The organism is Marinomonas epiphytica (assembly GCF_054780655.1).
Genome location: NZ_BAAGVX010000002.1, coordinates 190,264 through 215,743, shown reverse-complemented (window position 1 = coordinate 215,743; position 25,480 = coordinate 190,264). Strand labels below are relative to the sequence as shown.

Annotated in this window: 26 protein-coding genes; 14 read left to right on the top strand and 12 right to left on the bottom strand. The window is 44.4% G+C overall.

Annotation, left to right across the window (positions count from 1 at the left end):
• The first annotated feature begins 135 nt into the window (after positions 1-135).
• Positions 136-1,371: a GGDEF domain-containing response regulator gene (locus ACYVGZ_RS01530; RefSeq protein WP_460750191.1), complete on the top strand. Its 1,236-nt coding sequence runs from the start codon at positions 136-138 to the stop codon at positions 1,369-1,371.
• Between the two features lie 64 nt (positions 1,372-1,435).
• Here the strand turns inward: ACYVGZ_RS01530 and gatB are convergent, their stop codons facing one another.
• Genes gatB through gatC form a run of 3 tightly spaced genes read right to left on the bottom strand, consistent with a single transcriptional unit; the run spans position 1,436 to position 4,646 of the window.
• Positions 1,436-2,881 (bottom strand): Asp-tRNA(Asn)/Glu-tRNA(Gln) amidotransferase subunit GatB, encoded by a 1,446-nt coding sequence (gatB, locus tag ACYVGZ_RS01525; RefSeq protein ID WP_460750188.1) that lies wholly within the window; start codon positions 2,879-2,881, stop codon positions 1,436-1,438.
• Positions 2,878-4,344 carry an Asp-tRNA(Asn)/Glu-tRNA(Gln) amidotransferase subunit GatA gene (gene gatA, locus ACYVGZ_RS01520; RefSeq protein ID WP_460750185.1) on the bottom strand — a complete coding sequence of 489 codons (1,467 nt, stop codon included), beginning with the start codon at positions 4,342-4,344 and terminating at the stop codon, positions 2,878-2,880. The genes gatB and gatA overlap by 4 nt, the downstream gene beginning before the upstream one ends.
• 14 nt (positions 4,345-4,358) lie before the next feature.
• On the bottom strand, positions 4,359-4,646 hold the full coding sequence (gene gatC, locus ACYVGZ_RS01515; protein WP_460750183.1) for an Asp-tRNA(Asn)/Glu-tRNA(Gln) amidotransferase subunit GatC: 288 nt from the start codon (positions 4,644-4,646) through the stop codon (positions 4,359-4,361).
• A gap of 235 nt (positions 4,647-4,881) precedes the next feature.
• Here gatC and ACYVGZ_RS01510 point away from each other — a divergent pair, with 235 nt between their 5' ends.
• The 7 genes from ACYVGZ_RS01510 to ACYVGZ_RS01480 are packed head-to-tail and all read left to right on the top strand — an operon-like array spanning position 4,882 to position 13,993.
• Positions 4,882-5,925 carry a rod shape-determining protein gene (locus tag ACYVGZ_RS01510; RefSeq protein WP_460750180.1) on the top strand — a complete coding sequence of 348 codons (1,044 nt, stop codon included), beginning with the start codon at positions 4,882-4,884 and terminating at the stop codon, positions 5,923-5,925.
• A 16-nt stretch (positions 5,926-5,941) separates the two neighbouring features.
• Positions 5,942-6,778 carry a rod shape-determining protein MreC gene (mreC, locus tag ACYVGZ_RS01505; protein ID WP_460750246.1) on the top strand — a complete coding sequence of 279 codons (837 nt, stop codon included), beginning with the start codon at positions 5,942-5,944 and terminating at the stop codon, positions 6,776-6,778.
• Positions 6,775-7,248 carry a rod shape-determining protein MreD gene (mreD, locus tag ACYVGZ_RS01500; RefSeq protein WP_460750177.1) on the top strand — a complete coding sequence of 158 codons (474 nt, stop codon included), beginning with the start codon at positions 6,775-6,777 and terminating at the stop codon, positions 7,246-7,248. The genes mreC and mreD overlap by 4 nt, the downstream gene beginning before the upstream one ends.
• An 8-nt stretch (positions 7,249-7,256) precedes the next feature.
• Positions 7,257-7,865 carry a Maf family protein gene (locus ACYVGZ_RS01495; RefSeq protein WP_460750174.1) on the top strand — a complete coding sequence of 203 codons (609 nt, stop codon included), beginning with the start codon at positions 7,257-7,259 and terminating at the stop codon, positions 7,863-7,865.
• Positions 7,858-9,315 (top strand): ribonuclease G, encoded by a 1,458-nt coding sequence (gene rng / locus ACYVGZ_RS01490; protein WP_460750172.1) that lies wholly within the window; start codon positions 7,858-7,860, stop codon positions 9,313-9,315. The genes ACYVGZ_RS01495 and rng overlap by 8 nt, the downstream gene beginning before the upstream one ends.
• 16 nt (positions 9,316-9,331) lie before the next feature.
• Positions 9,332-13,156 carry a YhdP family phospholipid transporter gene (locus ACYVGZ_RS01485; RefSeq protein WP_460750169.1) on the top strand — a complete coding sequence of 1,275 codons (3,825 nt, stop codon included), beginning with the start codon at positions 9,332-9,334 and terminating at the stop codon, positions 13,154-13,156.
• A complete protein-coding gene (locus tag ACYVGZ_RS01480; RefSeq protein ID WP_460750167.1) occupies positions 13,157-13,993 on the top strand; it encodes a carbon-nitrogen hydrolase family protein in 837 nt (278 codons plus the stop codon).
• On the opposite strand, the gene yjgA is transcribed toward ACYVGZ_RS01480, so the two are convergent.
• From yjgA to ACYVGZ_RS01435, 9 genes are all read right to left on the bottom strand, one after another.
• Positions 13,990-14,526, bottom strand: coding sequence for a ribosome biogenesis factor YjgA (gene yjgA, locus ACYVGZ_RS01475; protein ID WP_460750164.1), 537 nt, complete (start codon positions 14,524-14,526; stop codon positions 13,990-13,992). The genes ACYVGZ_RS01480 and yjgA overlap by 4 nt on opposite strands.
• Before the next feature lie 6 nt (positions 14,527-14,532).
• Complete coding sequence (gene mgtE, locus ACYVGZ_RS01470) at positions 14,533-15,885, bottom strand: magnesium transporter (protein ID WP_460750161.1); 1,353 nt, start codon at positions 15,883-15,885, stop codon at positions 14,533-14,535.
• Positions 15,886-15,890: 5 nt separating this feature from the next.
• Entirely contained in the window at positions 15,891-16,160 is a 270-nt protein-coding gene (locus ACYVGZ_RS01465; RefSeq protein ID WP_460750159.1) for an HPr family phosphocarrier protein, read from the bottom strand.
• 10 nt (positions 16,161-16,170) lie between these two features.
• Entirely contained in the window at positions 16,171-16,620 is a 450-nt protein-coding gene (locus tag ACYVGZ_RS01460; RefSeq protein ID WP_460750157.1) for a PTS sugar transporter subunit IIA, read from the bottom strand.
• A gap of 17 nt (positions 16,621-16,637) precedes the next feature.
• A complete protein-coding gene (locus tag ACYVGZ_RS01455; RefSeq protein WP_460750154.1) occupies positions 16,638-18,125 on the bottom strand; it encodes an RNA polymerase factor sigma-54 in 1,488 nt (495 codons plus the stop codon).
• A 71-nt stretch (positions 18,126-18,196) separates the two neighbouring features.
• Positions 18,197-18,922, bottom strand: a complete 726-nt coding sequence (gene lptB / locus ACYVGZ_RS01450; RefSeq protein WP_460750151.1) for an LPS export ABC transporter ATP-binding protein — start codon at positions 18,920-18,922, stop codon at positions 18,197-18,199.
• Positions 18,923-19,432, bottom strand: a complete 510-nt coding sequence (gene lptA, locus ACYVGZ_RS01445; RefSeq protein ID WP_460750148.1) for a lipopolysaccharide transport periplasmic protein LptA — start codon at positions 19,430-19,432, stop codon at positions 18,923-18,925.
• Complete coding sequence (gene lptC / locus ACYVGZ_RS01440; RefSeq protein WP_460750145.1) at positions 19,416-19,973, bottom strand: LPS export ABC transporter periplasmic protein LptC; 558 nt, start codon at positions 19,971-19,973, stop codon at positions 19,416-19,418. The genes lptA and lptC overlap by 17 nt, the downstream gene beginning before the upstream one ends.
• Positions 19,974-19,994: 21 nt before the next feature.
• The gene (locus ACYVGZ_RS01435) at positions 19,995-20,951 is read right to left on the bottom strand and encodes a calcium/sodium antiporter (protein ID WP_460750142.1); all 957 of its coding nucleotides are present in this window, start codon (positions 20,949-20,951) and stop codon (positions 19,995-19,997) included.
• A gap of 171 nt (positions 20,952-21,122) precedes the next feature.
• Between ACYVGZ_RS01435 and ACYVGZ_RS01430 the strand changes: the two genes are divergently transcribed.
• The 6 genes from ACYVGZ_RS01430 (at position 21,123) to murA (ending at position 25,480) form a co-directional block, all read left to right on the top strand.
• Positions 21,123-21,923, top strand: a complete 801-nt coding sequence (locus ACYVGZ_RS01430) for an ABC transporter ATP-binding protein (RefSeq protein WP_460750139.1) — start codon at positions 21,123-21,125, stop codon at positions 21,921-21,923.
• Entirely contained in the window at positions 21,920-22,702 is a 783-nt protein-coding gene (gene mlaE, locus ACYVGZ_RS01425; RefSeq protein WP_460750137.1) for a lipid asymmetry maintenance ABC transporter permease subunit MlaE, read from the top strand. The genes ACYVGZ_RS01430 and mlaE overlap by 4 nt, the downstream gene beginning before the upstream one ends.
• A gap of 1 nt (position 22,703) precedes the next feature.
• Positions 22,704-23,168 carry an outer membrane lipid asymmetry maintenance protein MlaD gene (mlaD, locus tag ACYVGZ_RS01420; protein ID WP_460750134.1) on the top strand — a complete coding sequence of 155 codons (465 nt, stop codon included), beginning with the start codon at positions 22,704-22,706 and terminating at the stop codon, positions 23,166-23,168.
• A 3-nt stretch (positions 23,169-23,171) separates the two neighbouring features.
• The gene (locus ACYVGZ_RS01415) at positions 23,172-23,777 is read left to right on the top strand and encodes an MlaC/ttg2D family ABC transporter substrate-binding protein (RefSeq protein WP_460750131.1); all 606 of its coding nucleotides are present in this window, start codon (positions 23,172-23,174) and stop codon (positions 23,775-23,777) included.
• Between the two features lie 182 nt (positions 23,778-23,959).
• On the top strand, positions 23,960-24,196 hold the full coding sequence (locus tag ACYVGZ_RS01410; protein ID WP_460750243.1) for a BolA family protein: 237 nt from the start codon (positions 23,960-23,962) through the stop codon (positions 24,194-24,196).
• Positions 24,197-24,217: 21 nt separating this feature from the next.
• The gene (gene murA / locus ACYVGZ_RS01405) at positions 24,218-25,480 is read left to right on the top strand and encodes a UDP-N-acetylglucosamine 1-carboxyvinyltransferase (RefSeq protein WP_460750128.1); all 1,263 of its coding nucleotides are present in this window, start codon (positions 24,218-24,220) and stop codon (positions 25,478-25,480) included.

Genomic DNA, 25,480 nt, shown 5'->3' with positions numbered 1-25,480 from the left:
GACTTATCATAAAAGTAAATTTACTATCATATTATATATCACTTTATACTGGGGTGTTCTAAAATAAAGATGCAAAAAATAAAGTGTTACAACTTGTATCGGTATAAGTGAGAGGGACTTAAGGGCTTTGTGGTAATGAAGTGTAAAATTTTAGTCGTTGAAGATAGTCCAGTTGTGCTTAAAGTGTTAAAGCATTTACTTACTCAAAAAGCGGATTATGAGCCTGTTCTGTGCTCGAGCTACCGCGAAGCGCAATCTGCCTTAGAGGTTCACGACGACCTCTATGCTGCTATTGTGGATCTTAACTTACCGGATGCTGAAAATGGCGAGGTTGTTGATCTTGTGTTGGCTAAAAAGATACCTTGTATTGTTCTGACAGGGAACTTTAATGATCAGCTTAGAGAAAGTCTGTTAAATAAAGGGGTGCTTGATTACATTACTAAAGACAGTCGCTACTCATTTAATCATGTGATTAAGGTGGTTGATCGGCTAAAGAAAAATCAAGGTTTAAAAGTGTTGGTGGCTGAAGACTCCACCACTAGCCGTCATTTTATCCGTCACCTGCTGGAGCAATATCGTTTCAGTGTTGTTGAAGCTGAAAATGGTCAAGAGGCGTTAGCAAAGTTGGAAGCGGATGATAGCATTAAAATGCTAATCACTGATTATAATATGCCTCTGATTAATGGCTACGAGTTGGTGCGTATGCTTAGGTATAATTCTCGGTTTCAGAATCTGGTTATTATTGGCCTTTCTGCCGAGGGGGACAGTTCTTTATCTGCGAAGTTTATTAAAAGTGGCGCTAACGACTTTTTGAAAAAGCCTTTTTATCATGAAGAGTTCCATTGTCGTGTTGTGCATAACCTAGAAGCGCAGGAAATGCTTGAGACAATTCGCGATCTGGCCAATTTAGATGCCCTAACTAAGTTATATAACCGTCGATATTTATTTGAAGAGGGTGAAAAGTTCTACCGAAAATCCGTTAACCTAGAGTCGGGGGCGTCCGTCGTGATGCTGGATATTGATCATTTTAAGTCAAAAAATGATGCCTATGGTCATGTGGTTGGAGATATGCTCCTTGAATCATTTGCTAACACAATGAGGTCAGCTTTTCCGAATTACTTGGCTAGTCGTTTTGGTGGAGAAGAGTTTTGCTTGATAGCTGATTGCTCTGGTGATGCTCTTTTAAAAGAGTTGAATAACTTTTTGGTAACGTTGAGAAACATGGAGCATACAGAAGCGAAAATTAATCTGACCTGCAGCGTCGGTGTTTGTGGTTTGCAGGGTAAGAGTTTTGAGGAAGCGTTAAATATCGCGGACGGTCATTTGTATGAAGCCAAGCGATTGGGGCGTGATCAAGTTATTGGTGATTAGTTTCTAGGTTTCTCAGGTAAAAAAAAGCACTGCCTCCGCAGTGCTTTTTTGTGAGCCGCAATCATTAGCCTTTTAGCATCTTAGCCAAGATTGGATTAACAATGCCTGGATTCGCTTTGCCTTGTGAGGCTTTCATAACTTGCCCAACAAAGAAGCCAATCATTTTCTTTTGCTTGTCCGGTTCAGCAGCGCGGTACTGCTCCACTTGCGCTGTATTAGCGTCTAAAATCCCTTGAATCATTGCTTCAATAGCGCCCGTGTCAGTAACTTGTTTTAGGCCTTTTGATTCAATGATTTCATCAGCACTGCCTTCTCCTTGCCACATGGCTTGCAAGACATCTTTAGCGGTTTTTCCGTTAATGGTGTTGTCTTTAATGCGCAGTAGTAATTGTCCGAAAGCTTCTGCAGAAACTGGTGATTGAGTGATCTCAATCTGCTCCTGATTTAGGAGTTTGCTGAGTTCTCCCATTACCCAGTTCGCAGTTAATTTGGCGTCGCAGCAGAGTGCTAATGCGGCTTCGAAAAAGTCGGCTAGAGGTCGAGATGCGCTTAAGATACTAGCGTCGTACTCACTCAGTTTTAACTCTGATTGAAAGCGAGCGGCTTTCTGGCGCGGTAGCTCTGGCAGGCTGGCTTTAATGGTCTCGACATACTCGTCAGTCAGCACAACAGGCAATAAGTCTGGGCATGGGAAGTAGCGATAGTCATTAGCGTCTTCTTTTGAGCGCATGCTTCGTGTTTCATTGAGTTCAGGGTCGTAGAGTCTGGTTTCTTGAACAATACGGCCGCCATCTTCCAATATGTCTGCCTGTCTTTCAATTTCAGTATAAATGGCTTTCTCGATGAAACGGAATGAGTTAACGTTCTTGATTTCGGTTCGAGTGCCGAACTCTGATTGGCCTTTAGGGCGCAGAGAAAGGTTAATGTCACAACGCATAGAGCCTTCGGCCATGTTGCCATCACAAATGCCGAGATAAGTCACAATTGAGTGGATCATTTTTACATAGGCCACCGCTTCTTTAGCGGAGCGAATGTCAGGTTCCGATACGATTTCTAGTAGGGGGGTGCTTGAGCGGTTCAGGTCAATGCCTGTCATGCCTTGGAAGTCTTCGTGTAAGGACTTGCCAGCGTCTTCTTCTAGGTGAGCTCGGGTAATTCCAACACGAGTTGTCGTGCCATCTTCAAGAGTGACATCCAAATGCCCTTTGCCAACGATAGGGTGATCCATTTGGCTGGTCTGATACCCCTTAGGAAGGTCAGGATAAAAGTAGTTCTTGCGCGCAAAAATAGAGGTCATGCCAATTTCTGCGTTGATAGCGTGGCCAAACATAACCGCCATGCGAAGGGCTTCTTTATTGAATACTGGCAAAGCCCCTGGCATGCCAAGATCCACTAAAGTGGTTTGGGTGTTTGGTTCGGCACCAAAGCCTACCGCGGCACCTGAAAAAAGTTTCGACTTAGTAGCAAGTTGAGCGTGAATCTCAAGGCCAATTACAACGTCCCAATTCATTCGTTTGCTCCTTTTGCCAGGTCTGAGGTTGCCAAGTGCCAGTCGGTGTTTTGCTGGAACTGGTGAGCAATATTAAGTAATTTTGCTTCGCTAAAGTAATCGCCCATTATTTGTAGTCCAACAGGCATGCCATCGGCAAAGCCTGCAGGAATGGACATGGCTGGAATGCCAGCAAGGTTAACAGATAGGGTGTAAATATCTTCTAAATACATGGCGATAGGGTCATCAGTCTTGCTACCAAGGTCAAACGCAGTTGTAGGAGCAACGGGGCCCATAATAACATCGACTTCTTTTAGTGCCGTGACAAAATCTTCTTTGATTAGGCGGCGAATACGTTGAGCTTTAAGATAGTAAGCATCGTAATAGCCTTCAGAAAGCGCGTAGGTGCCCACCATAATACGCTTTTGAACTTCAGAGCTAAAGCCTTCAGCACGTGAGCGTGTGTACATATCCATTAAATCCTTTGGATCTTCGCAACGATGTCCAAAGCGAACGCCGTCAAAGCGAGAAAGGTTAGAAGATGCCTCTGACGGGGCAATAACATAGTAGGCTGGAATGCTCAGTTTTAAGTTTGGCAAAGAGATTTCTTTAACGGTCGCCCCTAACTTCTCGTATTCTTTGACTGCGGCCATAACCGCATCAGCTACTTTAGGGTCTAAGCCATCGCCAAAGTACTCTTTCGGTAACCCGATTGTTAGTCCTGTTAGTGGCTCATTCAAGTTGGTCAAATAATCTTCTGTCGCAACCTCTGAGCTGGTTGAGTCGTTGGCATCAAAACCTGCCATAGCTTGCATCATGTGCGCGCAATCTTCAGCTGTTTTGGCGATAGGGCCAGCTTGATCAAGGCTGGAAGCGTAAGCAATCATGCCAAAGCGAGATACGCGGCCATAGGTGGGTTTTAGTCCACTGATGCCACAAAAAGAGGCAGGTTGGCGAATAGAACCGCCGGTATCTGTGCCTGTCGTGGCTACCGCAAGTCCCGCTGCCACGGCCGCAGCTGAGCCTCCAGAAGATCCGCCTGGTACCTTGTTAAGATCCCAAGGGTTTTTGACCGCGCCGAAATGGCTGTTTTCGTTAGAAGAGCCCATGGCAAATTCGTCCATGTTGGTCTTGCCTAACATCACGGCCCCAGCTTCTTGTAGGCGGCGAGTCACGGTTGATTCATAGGGTGGTAAAAAGTTATGCAACATTTTTGAACCGCAGGTGGTCAAAATGCCTTGTGTGCAGAACAAGTCTTTATGGGCGATTGGAATACCGGCTAAAGGGCTGGCATTGCCGCGAGCAATGCTTTCGTCCGCTTGACGCGCTTGTGCTAGCGCGGTTTCTTCAGTCACTGTAATAAAGCTGTTTAATTGGTTATCAAGTTGCTTGATGCGAGCCAGAAAAGTTTGCGTCAGCTCGACACTTGAAATGTCTTTGTTGCGCAATTGTTGCGCTAAATCAGAAATGCTTTGTTGGAACATAGTTGGCTCTTTAATCAGTCGATCACTTTAGGGACTAAAAATAGGCCCGCTTCGCTAAGAGGGGCGTTGGCGAGGAAGTCATCACGACGATTTTCTTCGGTTACTTCATCTTCTCGTAGGCGTTGAGTGCTTTCTAGTGGGTTTAAAAGAGGTTCTACTCCATCAGTATTTACTGATTGCATTTGCTCCACCAGACCTAGCACACTGGATAACGAGTGTTGATATTGAATAGCGTCTTCTTCGCTGAGAGCGAGGCGAGCTAAGTGAGCAACTTTTTGCACATCTTGTTTATCAATGGACATGATTCACCTAGTTTTTATTGATCGTAAATATTTCCTATTGTATCGCTAAGAGCGTTAGCGAGAAAGTCACTAGGTGGAAAAACTGCAACTTAACTAAAGAAAATAAAAAAATCCCAAGAAACAATAAAATAGAGGATTACTTTTCACATATTTACAGTAATCGGCTTGCCCAATTGCCCTGCGATTGTTACATTTTGACGCTGTTCGTATCGTATTTATCAGGGTGTAAAAATTCATGTTTAAGAAAATCAGGGGAATGTTTTCAAGCGATTTATCAATCGACTTAGGAACAGCGAATACCCTTATTTATGTTCGTGACCGCGGAATCGTTCTGGATGAGCCATCTGTGGTGGCTATTCGTCATAATGGCAATCAAAAAACGGTTGCGTCAGTGGGTACCGATGCGAAGCGTATGTTGGGTAGAACGCCGGGCAACATTACCGCGATTCGCCCAATGAAAGACGGTGTGATCGCCGACTTTCATGTAACAGAAAAAATGCTGCAGTATTTTATTTCCCGTGTTCACGAAAATAGCATGCTGAAACCGAGCCCACGTGTTTTGGTTTGTGTGCCTTGTAAATCCACTCAAGTTGAGCGCCGAGCCATTAAAGAATCTGCTTTAGGGGCTGGCGCTCGTGAAGTGTATATTATTGAAGAGCCCATGGCAGCAGCAATAGGTGCTGGTTTACCTGTAGCAGAAGCATCTGGTTCTATGGTGATTGATATTGGTGGTGGTACCACAGAAATCGCCATTATCTCCCTGAACGGTATTGTAACTTCTGAATCTATTCGTGTCGGTGGTGACCGATTTGATGAGGCTATTACGACTTATGTTCGCCGTCAATATGGCAGCCTAATTGGTGATGCAACAGCAGAGCGAATTAAAACAGAAATTGGTATGGCCTACGCAAGCGGTGAAGAACTGCAAATTGATGTGCGCGGTCGTAACTTAGCCGAAGGGATTCCTCGCTCATTCACCCTAAACAGCAGTGAAATACTTGATGCTCTTCAAGAGCCTCTTGCACAAATTGTGCAAGCTGTAAAAGGGGTGTTAGAACAATCTCCACCAGAGTTGGCAGCAGACATTGGTGAAACGGGCTTGGTATTAACGGGTGGCGGTGCGTTATTACGTGAAATAGATCGACTCATCAGTGAAGAAACTGGTTTGCCAGTTATTGTGGCCGAAGATCCATTGACATGTGTTGCCCGTGGTGGCGGTATGGCCCTAGAAATGATGGACAAACACGCATCTGAGCTTTTTACTGCTGATAACGAGTAATAGCTAGGAGAGTGTTATCAAAAACTCGCTGTATCTCAAAGGCAAAATCTCCAGCACACGTTTTGTTGTGCTGGTGATTTTGTCTATTTCTATGATTGTTGCTGATATACGCTTTTCTGCTTTTAGCTCAATCCGCCCTTACTTAACTCTCCTTGTTACCCCCATCCAGCTAGTTGTGAATACACCACAGAAACTTTTTTATTGGTCCAGTGAACACTTGGCTAGCAGAGAAGGCTTGGTAAAAGATAATCAAGAATTGAACGCTGAAGTGCTCTTGTTGCGGAGTCGTTTGCAAACGTTAAATGCCCTGCGTGCGGAGAATGTTCGCTTGCGAGAACTTTTAGATGCTTCCCAAAGAGTCGATGAAAAAGTCGTCATGGCCGAAGTGATTGGTTTTGACCAAGACGCATACAGTCACCGTATTCTGATTGATAAAGGCTTCTCTTCTGGGGCCTATGTTGGTCAACCCGTTCTAGATGCAACAGGTGTATTAGGGCAGGTAGTTGAGACGGCCGCCTACAGTAGTCGAGTGTTACTTATTGCCGATGCGAGTCATTTTGTGCCTGTCCAGTTAGCGAGGACAGGGTTTCGTAGTGTCTTAAGTGGCACTGGAGACTTAAAGTTAATGACCCTGTCTAGCGTGCCTCATTCTGTTGATATTAAAAAAGGCGATATTCTTACAACCTCGGGTCTAGATGAGCGTTTTCCTGCTGGATATCCAGTAGGAGTAGTACGTAGCGTAAGGCATGTATCTGGCAAAGCCTACGCCGATGTCGATGTGGTGCCTTTGGCGCAATTAGGTCGCAGCCGACATGTTATGTTAATTGATCGATCAGAAGAGGAGCGACAATGAAGCCTAGTTTGGTATTCGGTTGTACCTTAATTGTTGCTTTGATGTTAGAAGCCTTAACTTTTCCCGGAGAGTTTGTTTGGTATCGCCCAGAGTGGGCCTTATTGGTTATTTTGTATTGGGTAATTGCTCTACCGTTTAGAGTCGGTGCGGGCATTGCATGGTTTTTAGGTTTGATGGTAGACCTGTTGCAAGGCGGGATTATTGGGCAGCACTCTTTAACCTATGTGTTGATTGCGTTTGCCTGTGCCGTGTTTTATAAGCGGCTTCGTATGTATCACCGCTGGCAGCAAGGCTTTTTTATTGCCCTATTAGTCAGTGTAAATCAGTTAATAGACTTTTGGATTGATCACTCCCTGGGGCATGCTGAGCCAACACTAATGATCTTTATGCCTGCCATTATTACTGGGTTATTATGGCCTTGGTCATTTGTCATTTTGCGTAGTGTACGTCGTATTTATTCTATTCGATAAGGTTTTTCATGGTTATATTAGCGTCAGCCTCCCCTAGAAGAAAAGAATTGTTGGCGCTATTAGTCAATGATTTTGAAGTATTTCCCGCCAACATTGATGAGACGCCCCATGTCAATGAAAAGGCAGGCGACTATGTGTTACGCATGGCGAAAGAAAAAGCCATAACGGCAGCACAAAAGTATCAACAGTCCTTTCCAAATCACACAGCCAAGGTGTTTGTGGCCTCAGACACCAGTGTCGTGGTCGAAGATGAAATCCTTGGTAAACCTAGTGATTTAGCAGATGCCAAAAGAATGTTAAGTCTCTTGTCAGGCCGTTCTCATCAAGTGATGACTTCTATTTGTCTTTGTGATCTACATGGGACGCATTTGGTTCTAGAAAACATCGTCACTCAAGTGACGTTTAGACCCATATCGGATTTGGAAATTGAGCATTATTGGTATTCAGGAGAGCCCAAAGACAAAGCAGGAGCTTATGCTATTCAAGGAAAAGGGAGCGTTTTTGTGAGTCATATGACAGGTTCTTATTCTGCGGTCGTAGGTTTGCCTTTATATGAAACCGCTCAGTTGTTAGCACAGTTTGGAGTTCATGCATTAGAGGAATCGATCAATGAGTGAAGATGTATTAATTAACGTCACCCCTATGGAGATTCGTGTGGCACTGGTAGAAAACGGTGTGCTACAAGAAGTCTATATTGAAAGATCTACTCGTAAAGGTATTGTCGGAAATATTTATCAGGGTAAAGTTGTTCGAGTATTACCCGGTATGCAAGCAGCCTTTGTTGATATCGGTTTAGAACGCGCTGCATTTATTCATGTTTCTGAAGTGGCTGATCGTGATGCGGTTAACCCGAGCGATCAAATTGGTGATTACCTAAGAGAAGGTCAATCCTTGGTTGTGCAGGTGACCAAAGACCCTATTAGCACCAAGGGGGCAAGGCTCACAACCCATTTATCGATACCTTCTCGTTACCTAGTGTATATGCCCGACCAAGCTCACGTAGGAGTGAGTCAGCGTATTGATGACGAGGAAGAAAGAGAGCGTTTGAAGTCTTTAGTCTCCTGTGCTCTTAAAGATACAGGTGACGAACGTCATGGCTATATTCTAAGAACTGCTGCGGAAAGAGCTGGGGAAGAGGAAATCCTGGCTGACATTAAGTTTCTTACTCGCTTGTGGCAGTCAGTAAAGAAACGCATGAAAACAGCAAAAGCCCCGTCAGTGATTTACGAAGATTTGCCTTTGCATCTGCGTACCATGCGTGACCTTGTTAGTCTAACAACTGAGAAAATTCGCATAGACTCAAAAGAAAACTTTGTTAAGTTGCGCTCTTTTGCCCAAGATTTTATTCCTGAATTAGAAACACGTATTGAGTATTACCCAGGAGAGCGTCCGATATTTGACTTATACAGCGTAGAGGATGAAATCCATAAAGCGCTGGAGCGCAAGGTTCAACTTAAGTCAGGTGGTTATTTATTGGTTGAACAAACTGAATCGATGACGACGATTGATGTAAATACAGGAGCGTTTGTTGGTAGCCGCAATTTAGAAGAAACCATTTACAAAACCAATCTTGAGGCCGCAACCTCAATTGGGCGACAATTGCGGTTAAGAAATCTTGGCGGCATTATCATTATTGATTTTATAGACATGGAAGACGAAGAGCACAAGCGACAAGTATTGCGCATGCTTGAGAAAGTGCTGGACTCTGATCATGCTAAAACAAAGATCACCGGAGTGTCCGAGTTGGGGTTAGTGGAGATGACTCGCAAACGCACCCGTGAAAGTCTTGGACAAACTTTGTGTGAACCATGTCGATCATGTCGCGGAGGTGGTTTGGTTAAAACACCTGAGACCGTATGTTATGAGGTGTTTCGTGAAATTCTACGCGCAGATAGGGCGTATAATTCTCAGACTTATACTGTGCTTGCTGCTCCTGCGGTGGTTGAGCGCTTTCTAGATGAAGAGAGCGTCTCTGTGGCCGAGTTGGAAGCCTTCATAGGAAAAACCATCCGCTTCCAAGTGGAAGCTGTGTATACGCAAGACCAATACGATGTAGTATTAAGATAGTTAGGAGTGTGGGTGAATGCTAAAGGTGCTAATACGTAAAGGCATCGTGCTACTGTTTTGGTTAGCGGTAGTGTTTTCGCTCGTGCTTACTATATTTACCATCAGTGTAAAGTATACCTTACCGTATCTCGACTATTATCGTCCCCAAATTGAGAGTAATTTAAGCCAGATAATGGGCTATCCTGTTACTCTCGATCAGATCGACGGGCAGCTTGAAGGAATAGACCCAACAGTGTCCGTTGCAGGTATCCGTCTTACTGTTGCTGGGCAGCCTGCGGTATTAATTGATGAGTTGCGGGTGCGCTTAGATACGGTTAAATCCCTATTAACCCTAACACCAAAATTTGCCTATATTCGGTTTATTCACCCTAATATCGCGTTACAAGAAACATCTGGTAATTGGCGATTGGCCGGTGCGCAAGTGGATGCCTCGAAGAATACCAGTGTCGGGGTGGAACGGATTTTAGATTATCTTGCCTCCCAGCAAAACTTCTCCGTTTTGGATACCAAGGTGTCCATTGACAGTGAGCTACTCGGTTCACATAGCTTGATAAGCCCAGGGACTTACATAGTAAAACAGCAAGCAGAGTCGTTATTAACCAGTTCTTGGTTTGTTGATGGTGCTGTCTCGCCCATTAAGCTGAATGCAAGCATCTCTAAGCCGTTGAGTCTTTTTCACGATTATGATTTAACCGCCAATGTGTCCTTGCCCGCCATTGAATTGCCCAACAGTTTGCCATTCTTTGAACAATTTCCTGATCTTTCAAAAATCGCCCTTGCTGGTGAGTTATGGCTGAATATGGCTGTAGGTGAAAGCATCTCATTACAGCTAGAGAATACCAACTTTGCACTCTCCTTTGGTGAAGCGGAGTATGAGCTTGAGCCTAGGGTTAAATTAGAGGCAAATTTATTACAGCCGAGTTTAAGGGTCGATGTACAGAGCCTTGCATTATCGAGCTTAGGTAATGAAAACACTGTTGATAGCAACCTAGTCGTGCAATGGTCAGGGACCACAGAAAGCACGAATGTACGCTTTGATCAAATGGATTTAGCTGCTACGAACGAGTTCGCTCGCCACTTTCTTAACCCAGAATGGCAGGTTAGTCAGATCTTGTCAGGTCTGCAGCCAACGGGGTTAGCGAGAAATGCGGCCCTGAAAATCTGGCAAGATGAACAAGAAATTGCTTTTCATTACTTAAGTAATCTCAATGATGCTTCGGTGCAAGGTTATTCTGGCATACCTAAAGCCACGGGTATTAATGGCGTTTTTTCACTAACACAGAGTGGCGGTTACATTGACTTTACGGGTCATGACAGTGCTCTGTCGTTTGACACTGTATACGATTCCGTTTGGCAAACGGATGATTTATCTGGGTATGTGAAGTGGCAAAACTTAATGGACCACTTTTTAATAACTGGTGAAGACTTATCGGTTACCCGTAACGGTGCTCTGATACAGGGTGGCTTTCGCTTAGAGGTGCGTGACTGGGGGGCAGATTGGTTTGCCCTAGATTTGCACGCCGACCAATTAAGTGCGGAAGATAGGCTTACTTTTGTTCCTCCGAATGCGTTGGGGGAAGAATTAAGGCAATGGGTAGACGAAGCTTTTAATGGCGAAGGTGTGGTAGAGCAAGCGGATTTCATGATCAACACTGAGCTTGTTGATGGTGCTCAACCGATTGTTCGGCTACAAATGAAATTGGCAGATACTGATATTCGTTTTGATGAAAATTGGCCACAAGCAACCAATGTAAAAGGAACATTTAATCTCGCTCAAGAAGGGGTATCGGTGTTCGTTGAGTCAGTGGACTTTGCTGATTTCTCGACGACTGACGTCTTGGTTCAAGTGCCTATTGTGGATGGTCAGGCGGATCGGCTGATTGTTAAAGGGAGTGTTGATAAAGAAGCTCAAAAGGTATTGGCTTTTTTAAATGACACGCCGTTAGCAGAGGATATTTTGCAACCTTTCTCAGATTGGGAGTTAAGGCAACCTGTTAAGGGGCAATTTAATGTTGCTGTGCCTTTTGACCAAGGTGATCCTTCTGTGGATCTAGAGATCCATTTAAACAATAACCCCTTGCGTATGAATGATCTAGATTTAAACCTAAGTGTGGTCAAAGGGCAGCTATATTATCAGACAGATCAAGGTGTTTATGACAGTGTTTTTGAGGTAGATGGACTGGGCGGCAGATCCGTATTAGAACTGAGTTCTAGTGTTGCTGAAAATGATAAAGCGCTGATTATTACAGGTCATTTACAAGGTTCTGTGGGGCTGCAAGAAGTTGCTGGCTGGTCCTTGACTCCCGTCCCTCATGCATTATTGGATAGATTTAATGGTGTTGTTGATTATCAGGGGGAATTAGCAATTAACCAGGCACAACAAGGGCAGCTGGATTTAACTTTAAAAAGTGATCTTGTGGGTGGTGATATTGGCATGCCAAGTCCGGTTGGCAAGCCAAGTCAAGAAGCAAGGCAATTAGTATTAACCTTTCGACAGCACGATGACGACTTGGTTATAGATGAAGTTTATGGGCAGTTAGTGCGGAGTCGTTTCCTTATTAGAGACAGTGAGTTAATAGGCGGAGAATACTTTTTTAATAAGGATCAACCGCTAAGTTCGACGATACCAAAAGGTTTAGTGTTTAAGGGGGAAGTGTCTGAAGTAGACTTTGACCCTTGGTTTGAGGTCATCAATTACTTTATTGAAGAGGTAAATCAGTCCGACAGTGATGAAACGGCATCACTTTTTGATATTCCGGAATGGTTGTCGCAGGCAGAGCTCATTGTCGATAATTTCAAAATCAATGAACAAAATACCTTGCATAACGCCAAGTTGGTCTATCCGTCTAAGCAGGGCTCGTTGCAGGTGAACTCAGATGAAATTAATCTAGAGCTCTCGCAAAAAGCAGGTGCACCTCATTTACACTTTGGTTTCCTAAGTTGGGAAAGCGATCCTGCTGAACCGACAGAAGAAGAGAAAAGCACCCCGATTTTGCATGCTAATCAAATTCCGACTATGGGCTTCTCGATTGATGAGTTGTATTTGGATCACCGCCCATTAGGGGATTGGCAAATGCAGATTACTAATCTAGGTGACCGTCTGAGGATAGACCCATTATCAACTCGACTGGAAACAGCTAGCTTTGATGGCAGTCTGTTTTGGCAGGATGATGGAATAAGCCCAAATGTTGAGTTGATGGTTGCGGTCAAAGGGGAAGACTTGGCCGAGTTAACCGGAAAGTTCTCCAAACAGCCTTTGGTGACTTCTGAAGAATATGACATAAATTTAGCGTTGAGTTGGCAAGGTCATCCATTTTATTTTGATCGATCCTCTGCGTCAGGAAGGATTAACTTTTCAGCCTTGGATGGCAACTTTTCACAAGTGGAGGAGTTGCCTGCGTTTTTGAAAGTGCTAGGTATTTTTAATTTCGGTGCTCTAAGTCGCCGCTTATCCTTAGATTTTTCCGATGTTTATGAGCCGGGCTTTACTTATGATGAATTTACTGGAAAGCTACTACTAAACCAAGGCGTTGTCACCACACAAGAGCCAATCAAGGTGACGTCTCCTACTGCAAACGTGATCGTTCAGGGTAGTGCGAATATTGAAAGCGAAACATTAGATCAAGAAATCGAAGCCAGTTTTCCTATTTCTGGAGCACTACCTTTAGCCGGCTTAATATGGGCGACTCCACAAATAGCTGGGTTGTTGTACATTACAGACCAATTGGTGGGCGATAAAATTTCCAAAATTACCAGTGTTAAATACTTAGTTAACGGCTCCTTTGATGAGCCCGTTTTCAAGCAGGTTCAGTATCAGCCGAATGCGCGAAGTGATAAATAGATGAGCAAGTTAATTGTTGCTGGGTTACAGCTTACTAGTGGTCAGTGCTGGCGTAAGAATTTTGCGCAAGTTGAAAGCTTACTGCAAGCCGCAGTTAATGACGGGGCACGTTTGCTGGTGTTGCCGGAGAACGTGTTTTTGTTCAGTGGAAAGGATATGCGAGCCCTGGCGGAGTCACAAGAGCAACTACGCCTAATGGAACAAGTGGCCAGTTTGGCAAAACAATATAATGTGTATATTGTCGTTGGCTCTCACCCCTACGCTTATGATGAGATGGGGGAGCCTTTGGCGGATCATAGAGTACGGCAACGTAGCTGGGTGTTTGCTCCTGATGGGACATTGCAGTGCCATTACGATAAAGTGCATTTGTTTGATGTGGATGTCGAAGACAGCACTGCCAATTATCGAGAGTCTAACTTTATTGAGCCTGCAGATTGGCATCCCACTCTAATTGATATTGATGGTGTTAAGGTGGGCTTGAGTATTTGCTACGACTTGCGTTTTCCTGAGCTTTATCGCGATCTTAGTCAAGCAGGGGCTCAGCTAATCCTTGTGCCTGCCGCTTTTACCTATGTGACGGGGAAAGCTCATTGGTTAACACTCCTAGCCGCACGGGCTATAGAGAATCAATGCTACTTTTTAGGGGTTAATCAATGTGGTTGGCATAATGAGAAGCGCCAAACTTACGGTCACAGTGTGCTTTTTTCGCCTTATGGTGAAAAATTAGCTGGGTTAGGGGAGCGCGTGGGCTATTTTGTAGCAAAAATAGACACGAATGAAGTGGTCAGGGTGAGAGATAAAATGCCCTGCCAGCTTCATCGTAGAATTGGGGTTTAGTCACTAAGTCCCAATTTTTTTTCTTGGGCTTCTCTTAAAAAGCGAAATAGCTTTTTGCGGTTGGTGGTATTGGCCCCTTTTTGTACTTCTTTTTGTGAGGCGCGAATCAATTGACGCAATTGCTGAATGTCTTCAAGTTCAGGGTGTTCGGCTAAGTAGTCTGACAACGCGGCTTTGCTGTTCTCACCGATCAAGGTATCACGGGTTTGTTCCAGTTGATGAAAAAGCTTGTTGTAAGCTGCAGAGGTAGTGTCAAATAACGCGACCTGGTGCTCAATGGCTTCGTGGTCTTCGGTGCGCATGATTTTACCAATGTACTGTAAGTGTCTGCGCATGGCTTCATGTTGCTTTATGCGGTCGGCCTCTGCAAGGGCATCACGCAGAGTATCCGACATAGGAACCTTCTTTTGCTGTCCTTTACTAAGAGACAGTAATTTCTTGCCTAGTACTTGTAAGGCCTCCATTTCTCTTTTGATTTGGGTTTTACTTTTCGGGAGGTCTTCTTCGTTATCAAATTGATCAAAATCAGTCATGGGAACCTATATTAAGAAAATAGTGGCCAGTCCTAAGAAGGACAAAAAGCCTACAACGTCGGTTACGGTTGTTAGAATTACACTGCCAGCCAGAGCGGGGTCAATACCAAGTTTTTTGAGTAACAGTGGTAATAGAGTGCCTGTTAGGGCGGCAAATAAAAGATTTATTACTATCGCACCTGCAATAATGTAGGCGATTTGAATATCATCAAACCACACTGCGGTAAGTGCTGCAATGACAGTGGCCCAGAGTATACCATTAATCATACCAACAATGAGCTCTCTGTTCAGTAGCCAGCGTGCGTTTGTCGGACCGATTTGATCCAGTGCGATGCCTCGAATAACGAGAGTTAATACTTGAGAGCCGGCAATTCCACCCATACTGGCAACAATGGGCATGAGTATGGCGAGGGCGACAACTTTGTCGAGGGTGTCTTGAAACAGGCCAATTACATAGGAAGCAGTGAACGCAGTAATTAAATTGATCCCTAGCCATACCGCCCGGCGGCGAGTGGTTTTCATGATGGGCGAGAAAGTATCTTCATCGTCGTCAAGGCCTGCCATGCTAAGCATGGAGTGTTCTGCTTCATCACGAATAACATCGACCACATCATCAATGGTGATACGGCCCAAGAGCTTTTGGCTCTCTTCGTCTATTACGGGGGCGGACACTAAATCCATTTTTTCGAACAGCTGGGCTACATCACTAACAGGCGTGTTGGCGTGCAAAGGAGTGATTTCGGTTTCCATGATATCCCGAACTCGGGTATCGGCATCTGCAACTAATAACTTAGTAATGGGTAACGAGCCTAGCAGGCGATCGGAGCGGCTTACTACCAAGATGCTGTCTGTCATATCAGGCAGCTCTTCATGGCGGCGTAAATAACGGAAGACAATATCAACGGTGATGTTGGGGCGCACCGTAATGGTGTCCGTATTCATCAAACCGCCTGCGGAGTCTTCTGAGTAGCTAAGCAGTGTTTCAACGCGAGTTCTGTCTTGCGCGCTCATGGACGCAAGAACTTCTTTTACAACCGTTTCGGGTAGATACTGAAGTAAGTCGGCTAAGTCATCGTTTTCAAAATTCTCAGACACAGCAACAACACGCTCTGTGTCCATTTCTTTTAAGAAGGTAAGACTGATATCTTCATTCAGGTACTGAAGTACTTCACCTTCATTTTGTGAATCAATAAGCTCCCAGAGAAGCTTACGTTCCTTAGGAGGAGACGATTCCAATAGGCGAGCAACATCTTGAGCCGGTAAAGCACCATTAAGAAGGTAACGAATCTGCATGGTTTTACCGGACTCAAGAGAGTCGGTAACGGTTTGCAGATGTTGTAGGGTGCTTTGTTCAGACATAGGGGTTACTCGTCTTCCCCGAACTTGTCTTCAATGAGGGCAACAATGGCCGCGAGCGCTTCCGTTTCATCATCACCGTTAGTTTTAATGGTGATCTGAGTTCCTTTGCTAGCCGCTAGCATCATCATTGCCATGATGCTTTTGCCATCCACATTACGACCGTCCTTCTCAATGGTAATGTCGCAAGAAAAACGTGTAGTGGTTTCAATGAGCTTGCCAGCAGCTCGAGCGTGCAGTCCCAGCTTGTTGATAATAGTTATGGATGTTTTTTGCATAGGCCTTCCTTTATAACAGAGATTTGAAGGTCATATAGAGGGCTTCATCATCCTGAGCCCCTCGTAATTTGTCCAATGCCTCTGGTGATTGAGCAAGTTCTGCTATTTGCGCTAATGTTGCCAAATGATGATTACATTCATGTGGCGGTGCGATTAAAGCGAAAATAAGATCAACGGGTTTTCTATCAATAGAATCAAAGTCAATCGCTTCTTGTAATGACATTACCACAATCGCAGAGCGATTCGCAGTATCTAGCCGACAATGGGGAATAGCTAAGCCAGAGCCAATACCGGTACTGCCCAGTTTTTCTCGGCTAAGTAAGGCGTCGTACACCGCACTTTCTTCACAATGCAAACGGTCTGCAACGATGCAAGCTAAATTTTCGAGAGCGCGTTTCTTGCTTACAATATCTTTTTTTGCAAAAACCAAATCAGCTTTAAGTAGGGTATCCAATGGCATGGTTTTATAGTATCCGTTTAAATCAGTCGTTTACGTTCGTTTGAGGGTGGGATGTTCATCGCTTCACGATATTTCGCTACCGTTCGGCGAGCAACTTGAATGCCTTGGTCGGCCAAGGTGTTTGCTAATTTATTGTCACTCAAGGGTTTCTGTGCGGGTTCTTCAGCCACGAGCTTTTTAATCATTGCACGAATAGCCGTTGAGGAGCACTCGCCACCAGAAGCCGTGTTAACATGGCTTGAGAAAAAGTATTTCAGCTCAAAGATACCTTTGGGTGTATGCATAAACTTTTGTGTCGTAACTCGCGATATCGTGGATTCATGCATGCCTACTTCTTCCGCGACATCATGAAGAACCATGGGTTTCATTGCTTCTTCGCCAAGTTCGAAGAAGTCAATTTGTCGGTTCACGATACAGCTGGCGACTTTCAATAAGGTTTCGTTACGACTTTGTAAGCTTTTAATGAACCACTTCGCTTCTTGCAGTGAGTTTTTAATGTAGGTGGCATCTTCACTTTTCGCTGCCGTGTTGGCCATGGCTGAATAAGTTTCATTAATTTTTACGGGAGGAAGGGCGTCATTATTGAGCTCAACTTGCCAAGTACCTTTTATCTTTTTTACGCTGACATCAGGAATCACATAATCCGTGTTTAAGTTGTCTACCGCAGAGCCTGGGCGCGGGTTGAGTTGTTGAATTAACGTCACAACTTCTTTTAGAGCCGCTTCTTTGAGCTTTGTTTTGCGAGTTAATTGGGCAAAATCTCGGCTACCTAATAGGCCTAAGTGATTGTCTATTAAATTGTGTGTGCTCTTGTATAAAGGGTGATCTCGGTACGCTTCTAATTGTACGAGTAAGCAGTCACGTAAATCGATTGAACACACACCAACCGGATCAAAGCGTTGTAGTCGATGTTGAACGGCAATGACTTCGTCAATTTCGAGTTCTTCAAGTTCAGCACTTAAAGCTTCGCAAATTTCTTCCGTAGAAATGCTCAAATAACCATCAGATTTAACACATTCGATGATGGCGTAGGCAATTTCAATGTCACGGTCAGACATGTGAGTTAGGTTAAGCTGCCAAATTAAATGGTCTTGAATATTTTCTTCTGGGGCATTGCGACTTTCAAAGTCACTTTCCCCTTCAAAGCTTGACACATCACTTACTGAGGCTGAATTTTGGTAGGTGTCGTCCCAGTTACTGTCTATCGAAAGCTCTTCTGGAATGCTGTCAGTCCATTCGGATTCAAGTCGTGCTTCCTCAGGGTTGGATTCAGCTTCAGTGCTTCTCTCGTCGGTCTTTTTCTCGGTTTTGCTTTCGATACTGTTGTTTTCGGCAGGAGTATTTGCCAGTTCATCATCGATTTCTAACAATGGGTTAGACTCAAGAAACTCATGGATTTCTTGCTGTAAATCTAAGGTGGATAACTGTAACAAGCGAATGGCTTGCTGCAGTTGAGGGGTCATCGTCAGTTGTTGACCGATTTTTAATTGTAACGACTGCTTCATAGAGCAACACTTAGTAATTTAAGTTGGAACAAGATATGCATACTACTCTCTTTATCTAATAATGATAAGGGTTATAGACGGAAATCGTCGCCAAGATACACCTTTTTTACCTGCTCATTATTAATAACCGTCTCGGCGTCGCCAGAAGCGATAATATGGCCGTTACCGACAATATACGCCTTATCACAAATATCTAACGTTTCCCTTACGTTATGGTCGGTAATTAATACACCAATGCCACTTTCTTGAAGGTGTTTGATGATCAGCTTTATATCCCCAACGGAAATGGGGTCGACCCCAGCGAAAGGTTCATCCAGCAATACAAATTTAGGGTTCATGGCGAGGGCACGAGCAATCTCTACTCGACGTCGTTCGCCACCTGATAGAGCCATACCTAGGTTTTTTCGAATGTGGGTAACATGAAACTCTTCTAGTAGGGATTCAAGTTTGGCTTGTTGCTGCTGTTTGTTTAGGTCTTTGCGGGTTTCTAAAATGGCCAGAATGTTGTCTTCGACAGACATTTTTCGAAAAATTGACGCTTCTTGTGGTAGATAGCCAATGCCTTTTTGGGCGCGTGTATGCATCGCATTATGGGTAACATCTTGGCCGTCAATGAAAATTCCGCCTGCATCATTTGTGACCATGCCGACTATCATATAAAAGCAGGTGGTTTTACCTGCGCCGTTCGGTCCGAGTAGACCAACGGCTTGACCAGACTCAACCGCCAAAGAGACATCTTTAACGACTTGGCGCTTCTTATAGCTTTTAGCGAGGTTCTTTGCTTCTAATAGTGCCATTTAGTTCTCATCTTGTGCTGCTTGGGGTTGCAGGGTCATAGAAACGCGACCAGTATCCGTTTTGTTTGCTTGGAAAGCGCCACTGTTTACCATGTAAAGTATGTAATCGGCAGATACTTTATTGTCGATCCGATTTAGGTAGCCATTGCCTGAGATTTCAAGTTTTGCCTCTAGCGTTGAATAATCAATGTTATCCCCTTGGCTAATAACCATGTTGCCTGCTTCATCGATTTGTTGGCTGAACTTGGCTGGCGAGCCTTTGGCTTTAAGCTTGTTAAATTTTTGGGTTTGCGGATTGGTGCTGATTTTTAAATACTCAGCCTCAATTTCAATGGTGCCCTGGGTAATGAGAACGTTACCCTTATAAATCGCTTCGCCTGTGGTTTGGTTGAACGAAGCTTCGTCTGCTTGAATTTCTAACGGTTGCTCCGTGTCGCTTGGCAGCGCAGTAGCAAGGGAAGTAAGGCAACATGAAGCTAGAAAAAGAGTTAACTTAGCGAGTTGGTTCATAATGTCCTCTTACCGGTTTGGTCATGATTACTTCACCGGAATTGATAAAAGCTGTGATCTTACTTGCACTGGTAATGCCTTGAGTGGAATAAAGCTTGGCATTTCCATAGCTGCTTAACGATTGATCTTTATCAAGATAGTGTACCGTGTCTGCAGATAAAGTGATATCAGCGGCACCGACTTGGCGTTTTAGCGCTTTTGCATCTTGAGTTAATAAAATGTCTTTGCTGCCATCTTCTATTACGCCCTGTAATGATTCGGCACTCCAGCTACTGGTGTCGGCATGGCGCTCTACAAAAGGAAATTCAAGCAGTGTTTTTTTTGCCGCTAGATAATGTAATGTTTTTGCAGCCTCTAGTGTCTCAATGAGTTTGCCTGAAGGATCGAATTCCTTTACTCGTACTTGCGTAATGAAATAATCAGGAGAGCTACTTAGGGACTCTGTGGTAACAAGGTTAGATTGAGGTCCCTTACCCACTATAAACAGTAAGCCGGCTGCACCTACTAGAGCGCCAAATAAAAACCACTTTTTCAAACTCATACCAAGCATTTTGAATCCACGTTAGCTACTTGTTCCCATAAGTATTAAATATACGCCATAAGACCCGACCAAAGGTAGGCCTAGCCATCTAGGAATTTGTTTGTTTTGAGCGCGATTAAAGAGAAAAACAGCAGCAGCCATTACAAGGGTTAGAGCGAGCACCCAAGGAAAGTCACGAGACATTATTTGGTTATCGGTGACTCCTGGAGCAATGAGTGCAGGAAGAGGTAAAACCGTAGCCAAGTTAAAAATGTTTGACCCTAAAACATTGCCAATGGCGATGTCATGGTGACCTTTACGTACACTACTAACGGATGCGGCGAGTTCTGGTAGGCTAGTGCCGATCGCGACAATGGTTAATCCGATCACCAGTTCGCTCACGCCAAGCGCTGTGGCGATCCCTGTCGCTCCCCACACCAAGAGTTTTGAGCTGCCAATCAGTACAGCCAATCCTACGACGGCAATCAAGACCGATTTGCCAACCGAACCGCCATCGTCTTCTGGGAGCTCAGCGGCGAGTTCTTCTTCTAAGTCTTTGGCGTTTCTTAATAAAATAAGAAGAATAATAATGAAGGCAATAAGTAGAGCGCATCCGTCAAAAACACTCAAATGACCATCCCATAGTAATAGGCCAGATAAAAGTGTAATGGCTAATACCAGAGGCACTTCTTTAGTGGCTAGGCCTTTTGCAATAGGAATGGAGGAGAGCAATAGAGTGATGCCGAATACCAGACCAATATTGGCAATGTTGGAACCAAGGACATTACCAATGGCAATTTCTGGTGCCTGGTCAAACGCTGCGATGGCAGATACCACCATTTCTGGTGCAGAGGTGCCTAAAGCCACTAACGTAATGCCAATGACCATAGGGCTAACGTTTAATTTTTCAGCAACTAAAGCAGCATGCTCAATGAACTTGTCAGAGCTTAATACCAGTAATACCAGACCGGCTAACAGAGCAGCGGAATAAAGCAGCATAATGTCGATATATCTCAAAAACTTAAGGGACGTACATTTAATGAGGTTTGGCGGGTAAATTCAAGACTTGATCTTTGAAACAAAATGGGATTTGTCTCCTGTTCAATAGGCTTTTTAAGGTCTGAGTGATAACATTTATCCCATTATTCTACGGATTAGGGTATTTCGCCAATGGATGCATATATAGAAGTCCAAAATCTTAAGTTCTCTCGAGCTGACAGAGTGATATACGAAGATGTCACTTTAACCATACCCAAAGGTAAGGTGACCGCGGTGATGGGGCCGAGTGGGACGGGAAAGACAACCTTATTGCGGTTGATCGCAGCACAACTGACACCTGATGAAGGGCATATCTTTGTGGACGGGCAAGATGTACATGCTTTGTCTCGATCTTCTCTTTATGAAGTGCGAAAAAAATTAGGCATGTTGTTTCAAAGTGGTGCTTTGTTTAGTGATATGTCGGTTTATGAAAATGTTGCTTTTCCGTTACAAGAACATACAAAACTGTCGGAAGAAGCGATTCAAGAAAGGGTGAAAAACAAGCTGCACAGTGTTGGCTTACGTGGCGCCGCCCACCTTTTGCCCTCTGAGTTGTCCGGAGGAATGGCTCGTCGTGTCGCTTTGGCTCGTGCCATTGCATTGGATCCTGAGCTGGTTATGTATGATGAGCCTTTTACAGGACAAGATCCCATATCAAAAGGTGTGCTGGTGGAGTTAATCCGTAACCTCAATACAGATACAGACATAACTTCGGTGTTGGTGTCTCACGATGTTGAAGAATCTTTATCTATTGCAGACCATGTTTGTATTCTAGCGGGTGGGCGAGTGATTGCAGAAGGGAGTGCTGAACATATTCGAGCGTCACAAGACCCAAGGGTGAAACAGTTTCTTCAAGGCCAGCCAGATGGTCCTGTGCCGTTTCACTACCCAGAGACAAAAGGTAACCATGAAAACACAAGGAGTTCATTATGAGTGGCTTGGTCGGGCTAGGTAGCGCGGCGTTATTATGGCTTAGCTCCGTGGGGCGAGCAGGGATTTTCTTATTTCAAAGTGTGGCTCGTGTTCCTGTTAGGCCAGCAGAAGCGATGAACTTATTGGTTAAGCAGTTATATTCTGTCGGTGTGCTGTCTCTGGTTATAGTGGTGGTGTCGGGGGCTTTTATCGGCATGGTTTTATCCCTGCAAGGTTACAGTATTCTTGCTAAATTTGGCTCGGAAGATGCGGTAGGGCAGCTGTTAGCGTTATCGCTGTTAAGAGAGTTGGGTCCCGTGGTAACCGCCTTATTGTTTGCGGGGCGAGCTGGTTCTTCTTTAACTGCCGAAATTGGTCTTATGAAAGCAACAGAACAATTGTCTAGCTATGAAATGATGGGGGTAGACCCTTTGCGTCGAGTGGTCGCGCCGAGGTTTATCGCTGGCGTGATTTGCTTGCCATTGCTGAGCCTCATTTTTACCGCGGTTGGTATTATTGGTGGCCTTATGGTGTCAGTGGGCTGGCTAGGTGTTCATGATGGTGCTTTTTGGTCTCTCATGCAGCAGTCGGTGTATTTTGATACGGATATCATTAATGGGGTGATTAAAGCCGTTTGCTTTGCCATTGTGGTTACTTGGATTGCCGTTTATCAAGGGTATGAGTGTATACCCACGTCAGAAGGAATTGGTAAAGCCACTACCCGCACCGTGGTGTTGGGTTCGTTGGCTATTCTAGCGTTAGATTTTGTATTAACTGCAGCCATGTTTGGGGATTTTTAAAATGAGAAATAAACGTACGGAACTTTTTGTAGGCTGTTTTATCGTATTGGGTATGGCGGCGTTTGTGTATTTGGCAGTGCAGGTGAGTGGTTTAGCCTTTGCCAGTAAAAAAGATACTTATCAGGTAGTGGCGCGCTTTGACGACATAGCAGGTTTGTCGGAACGGGCTAAAGTCACCATTGCTGGCGTAGGTGTGGGTGATGTGGAGTCCATCACCTTTGATAAAGAGCTTTATATGGCCTTAGTAACAATGAACATACGTTCAGATATTAACAATATTCCAACGGACAGTTCGGTGGCCATTTTAACCAGTGGCTTGTTAGGTGAAAAGTATTTAGGGATCACGATAGGGGCCGACGATGAAGTGCTAGAAAATGGTGGTGAGATTTATGACACTCAATCGTCATTGGTACTTGAAAACCTGATTAGTCAGTTCTTATTTCAATCTGGAGACTCAGAGGAATAAAACATGTTGAAGTTTATAAAAGGTTTGGTGTTATTGGCTGTGTTGTCTATACACTCTGTTTGGGCAAATCCAGAAGGGGCGCGTGATGCCGTAATTGATGTGATCGAATCCTTCCGAACGCAAATAGTGGCGGACAAAGACATATTATCAAAAGATCCCGTGTTGCTTAATCAGCGTGTCGATGGCATTTTGTCTGACGTGGTTGATTTTGATGTGTTGTCACGCCGAGTGATGGGAAAGTACTATCGTCGTGCTTCAAAAGAGCAGCGCACCCGTTTTTCTCAAGAAACCAAGCGGGCTTTACTTAACACTTATGGTAAGTCAATTTTAGAGTTTGATGCGGATAAAATTAAGGTTTTGCCGTTGGGGCCTCAGCGTAAAGGAAAAAGTGTTAAGGTTGACGTTGAAGCGGAGCTTGAAGCGGCGGGTAAACTGAATATTACCTTTGAAATGAAAGAGCGTGGTGCGAATTGGATACTGGATAATGTTGTGATCAATGGCATTAATTTTGGTCTGACATTCCGTAAGCAGTTTGCCACCATGATGCAACAAAATAAAAATAAGATAGACGATGCTATTGATGCGTGGCGAGACTCTTTAACAAAGTAACCGCAATTTACACTCTTGAGTCATAAAAAAATCCGAAGGTTTTGGCTATTCGGATTTTTTTTGCGCAAATTGCTGTGATTAGAGGGGATTTTTATGCTCTGTTGACACATCAAGTGTTAAGTAGTTGGCGGGAGTAAGGTAGAATGTCAGTAATTGAAAATGTAATGAATGTCGGAGCGACTGTGAACGCAATTGAAGTAAAAAATTTATTAGAAGCTGCCATTGAGAAGAGTGAAGTTATTGCTCAAGGTGAAGGTTGTAATTTTCAGGTTGTGGTGATTTCACCCGTATTTGAAGGTCTTTCTACTGTAAAAAGACAACAGCTTGTTTACTCCCATTTGCAGGAACAAATTGCCAGTGGGGCCATTCACGCAGTGACCATGAAAACCTACACCCCAGCTCAATACGACGCACAATAAAAAATTATAAGAGAACAGAATATGGATAAGTTATTAATTACGGGTGGAGCAAAGCTTAACGGGGTGGTTCGAGCATCAGGTGCGAAGAATGCCGCATTACCTATTTTGGCAGCAACCTTGTTAACTAAAGAGCCGATCACGATTCAGAATTTACCTCATTTACATGACATCACCACTATGTTGGAGCTATTAGGGTCTATGGGGTGTGGCGTTGTTGTAGACGAAAAAATGAGTGTGCAACTAGATGTTTCCACGTTGAACAACTCTGAAGCACCCTATGAATTGGTAAAAACCATGCGAGCCTCAATTTTGGTGCTAGGTCCGTTGGTAAGTCATTTTGGTAAGGCGATCGTGTCTCTGCCTGGTGGTTGTGCCATTGGTAGCCGCCCAGTAGACCTACACTTGCGTGGCCTTGAAGCGATGGGTGCCAATATTCTTGTAGAAGGTGGCGATATTATTGCCAGCGTTGATGGGCGCCTTAAAGGCGCTCGCATTTTCTTCGACAAGGTCACGGTAACAGGAACAGAAAACCTATTAATGGCAGCGGCCCTTGCTGAGGGGCAAACCATTCTTGAAAATGCTGCACGAGAGCCAGAAGTGGTTGATTTGGCTGAATGCCTAATCGCTATGGGAGCCAAAATTACGGGTCATGGTACAGATACTATTGTTATTGATGGTGTTGAGACTTTACATGGCACAACGTACCCAGTAATGCCTGATCGTATTGAAACCGGTACCTTCTTGGTAGCAGCCGCTATTACAGGAGGTAAGGTTAAAGTTACAGATACAGATGTGAAGTCTTTAGAAGCCGTGCTTTCTAAGTTGGAGGAAGCAGGAGCAAAAGTTACTTGTGGCGAAAACTGGATAGAAGTGGATATGGAAGGCCGTCGCCCTACTGCGGTAAACATCAGTACGGCTCCTTACCCAGCTTTCCCTACTGATATGCAAGCACAATTTGTTGCGTTAAACGCAGTAGCGAACGGTGTAGGGCGTGTCATAGAAAATATCTTTGAAAACCGCTTTATGCACGTGAATGAAATGTTGCGCATGGGCGCAGACATAGAAGTCGCTGGCAACACTGCCATTGTGCGTGGTTGCGAGAAACTAAAAGGTGCGCCAGTGATGGCGACGGACTTGCGTGCATCAGCTAGCTTAGTGTTATCAGCGTTGGTGGCGGAAGGTGACACTCGAATTGACCGTATTTATCACATTGACCGTGGCTACGAGTGTATTGAAGAAAAATTTGGCGCTTTAGGTGCAAAAATTTCACGGGTATTGAACTAA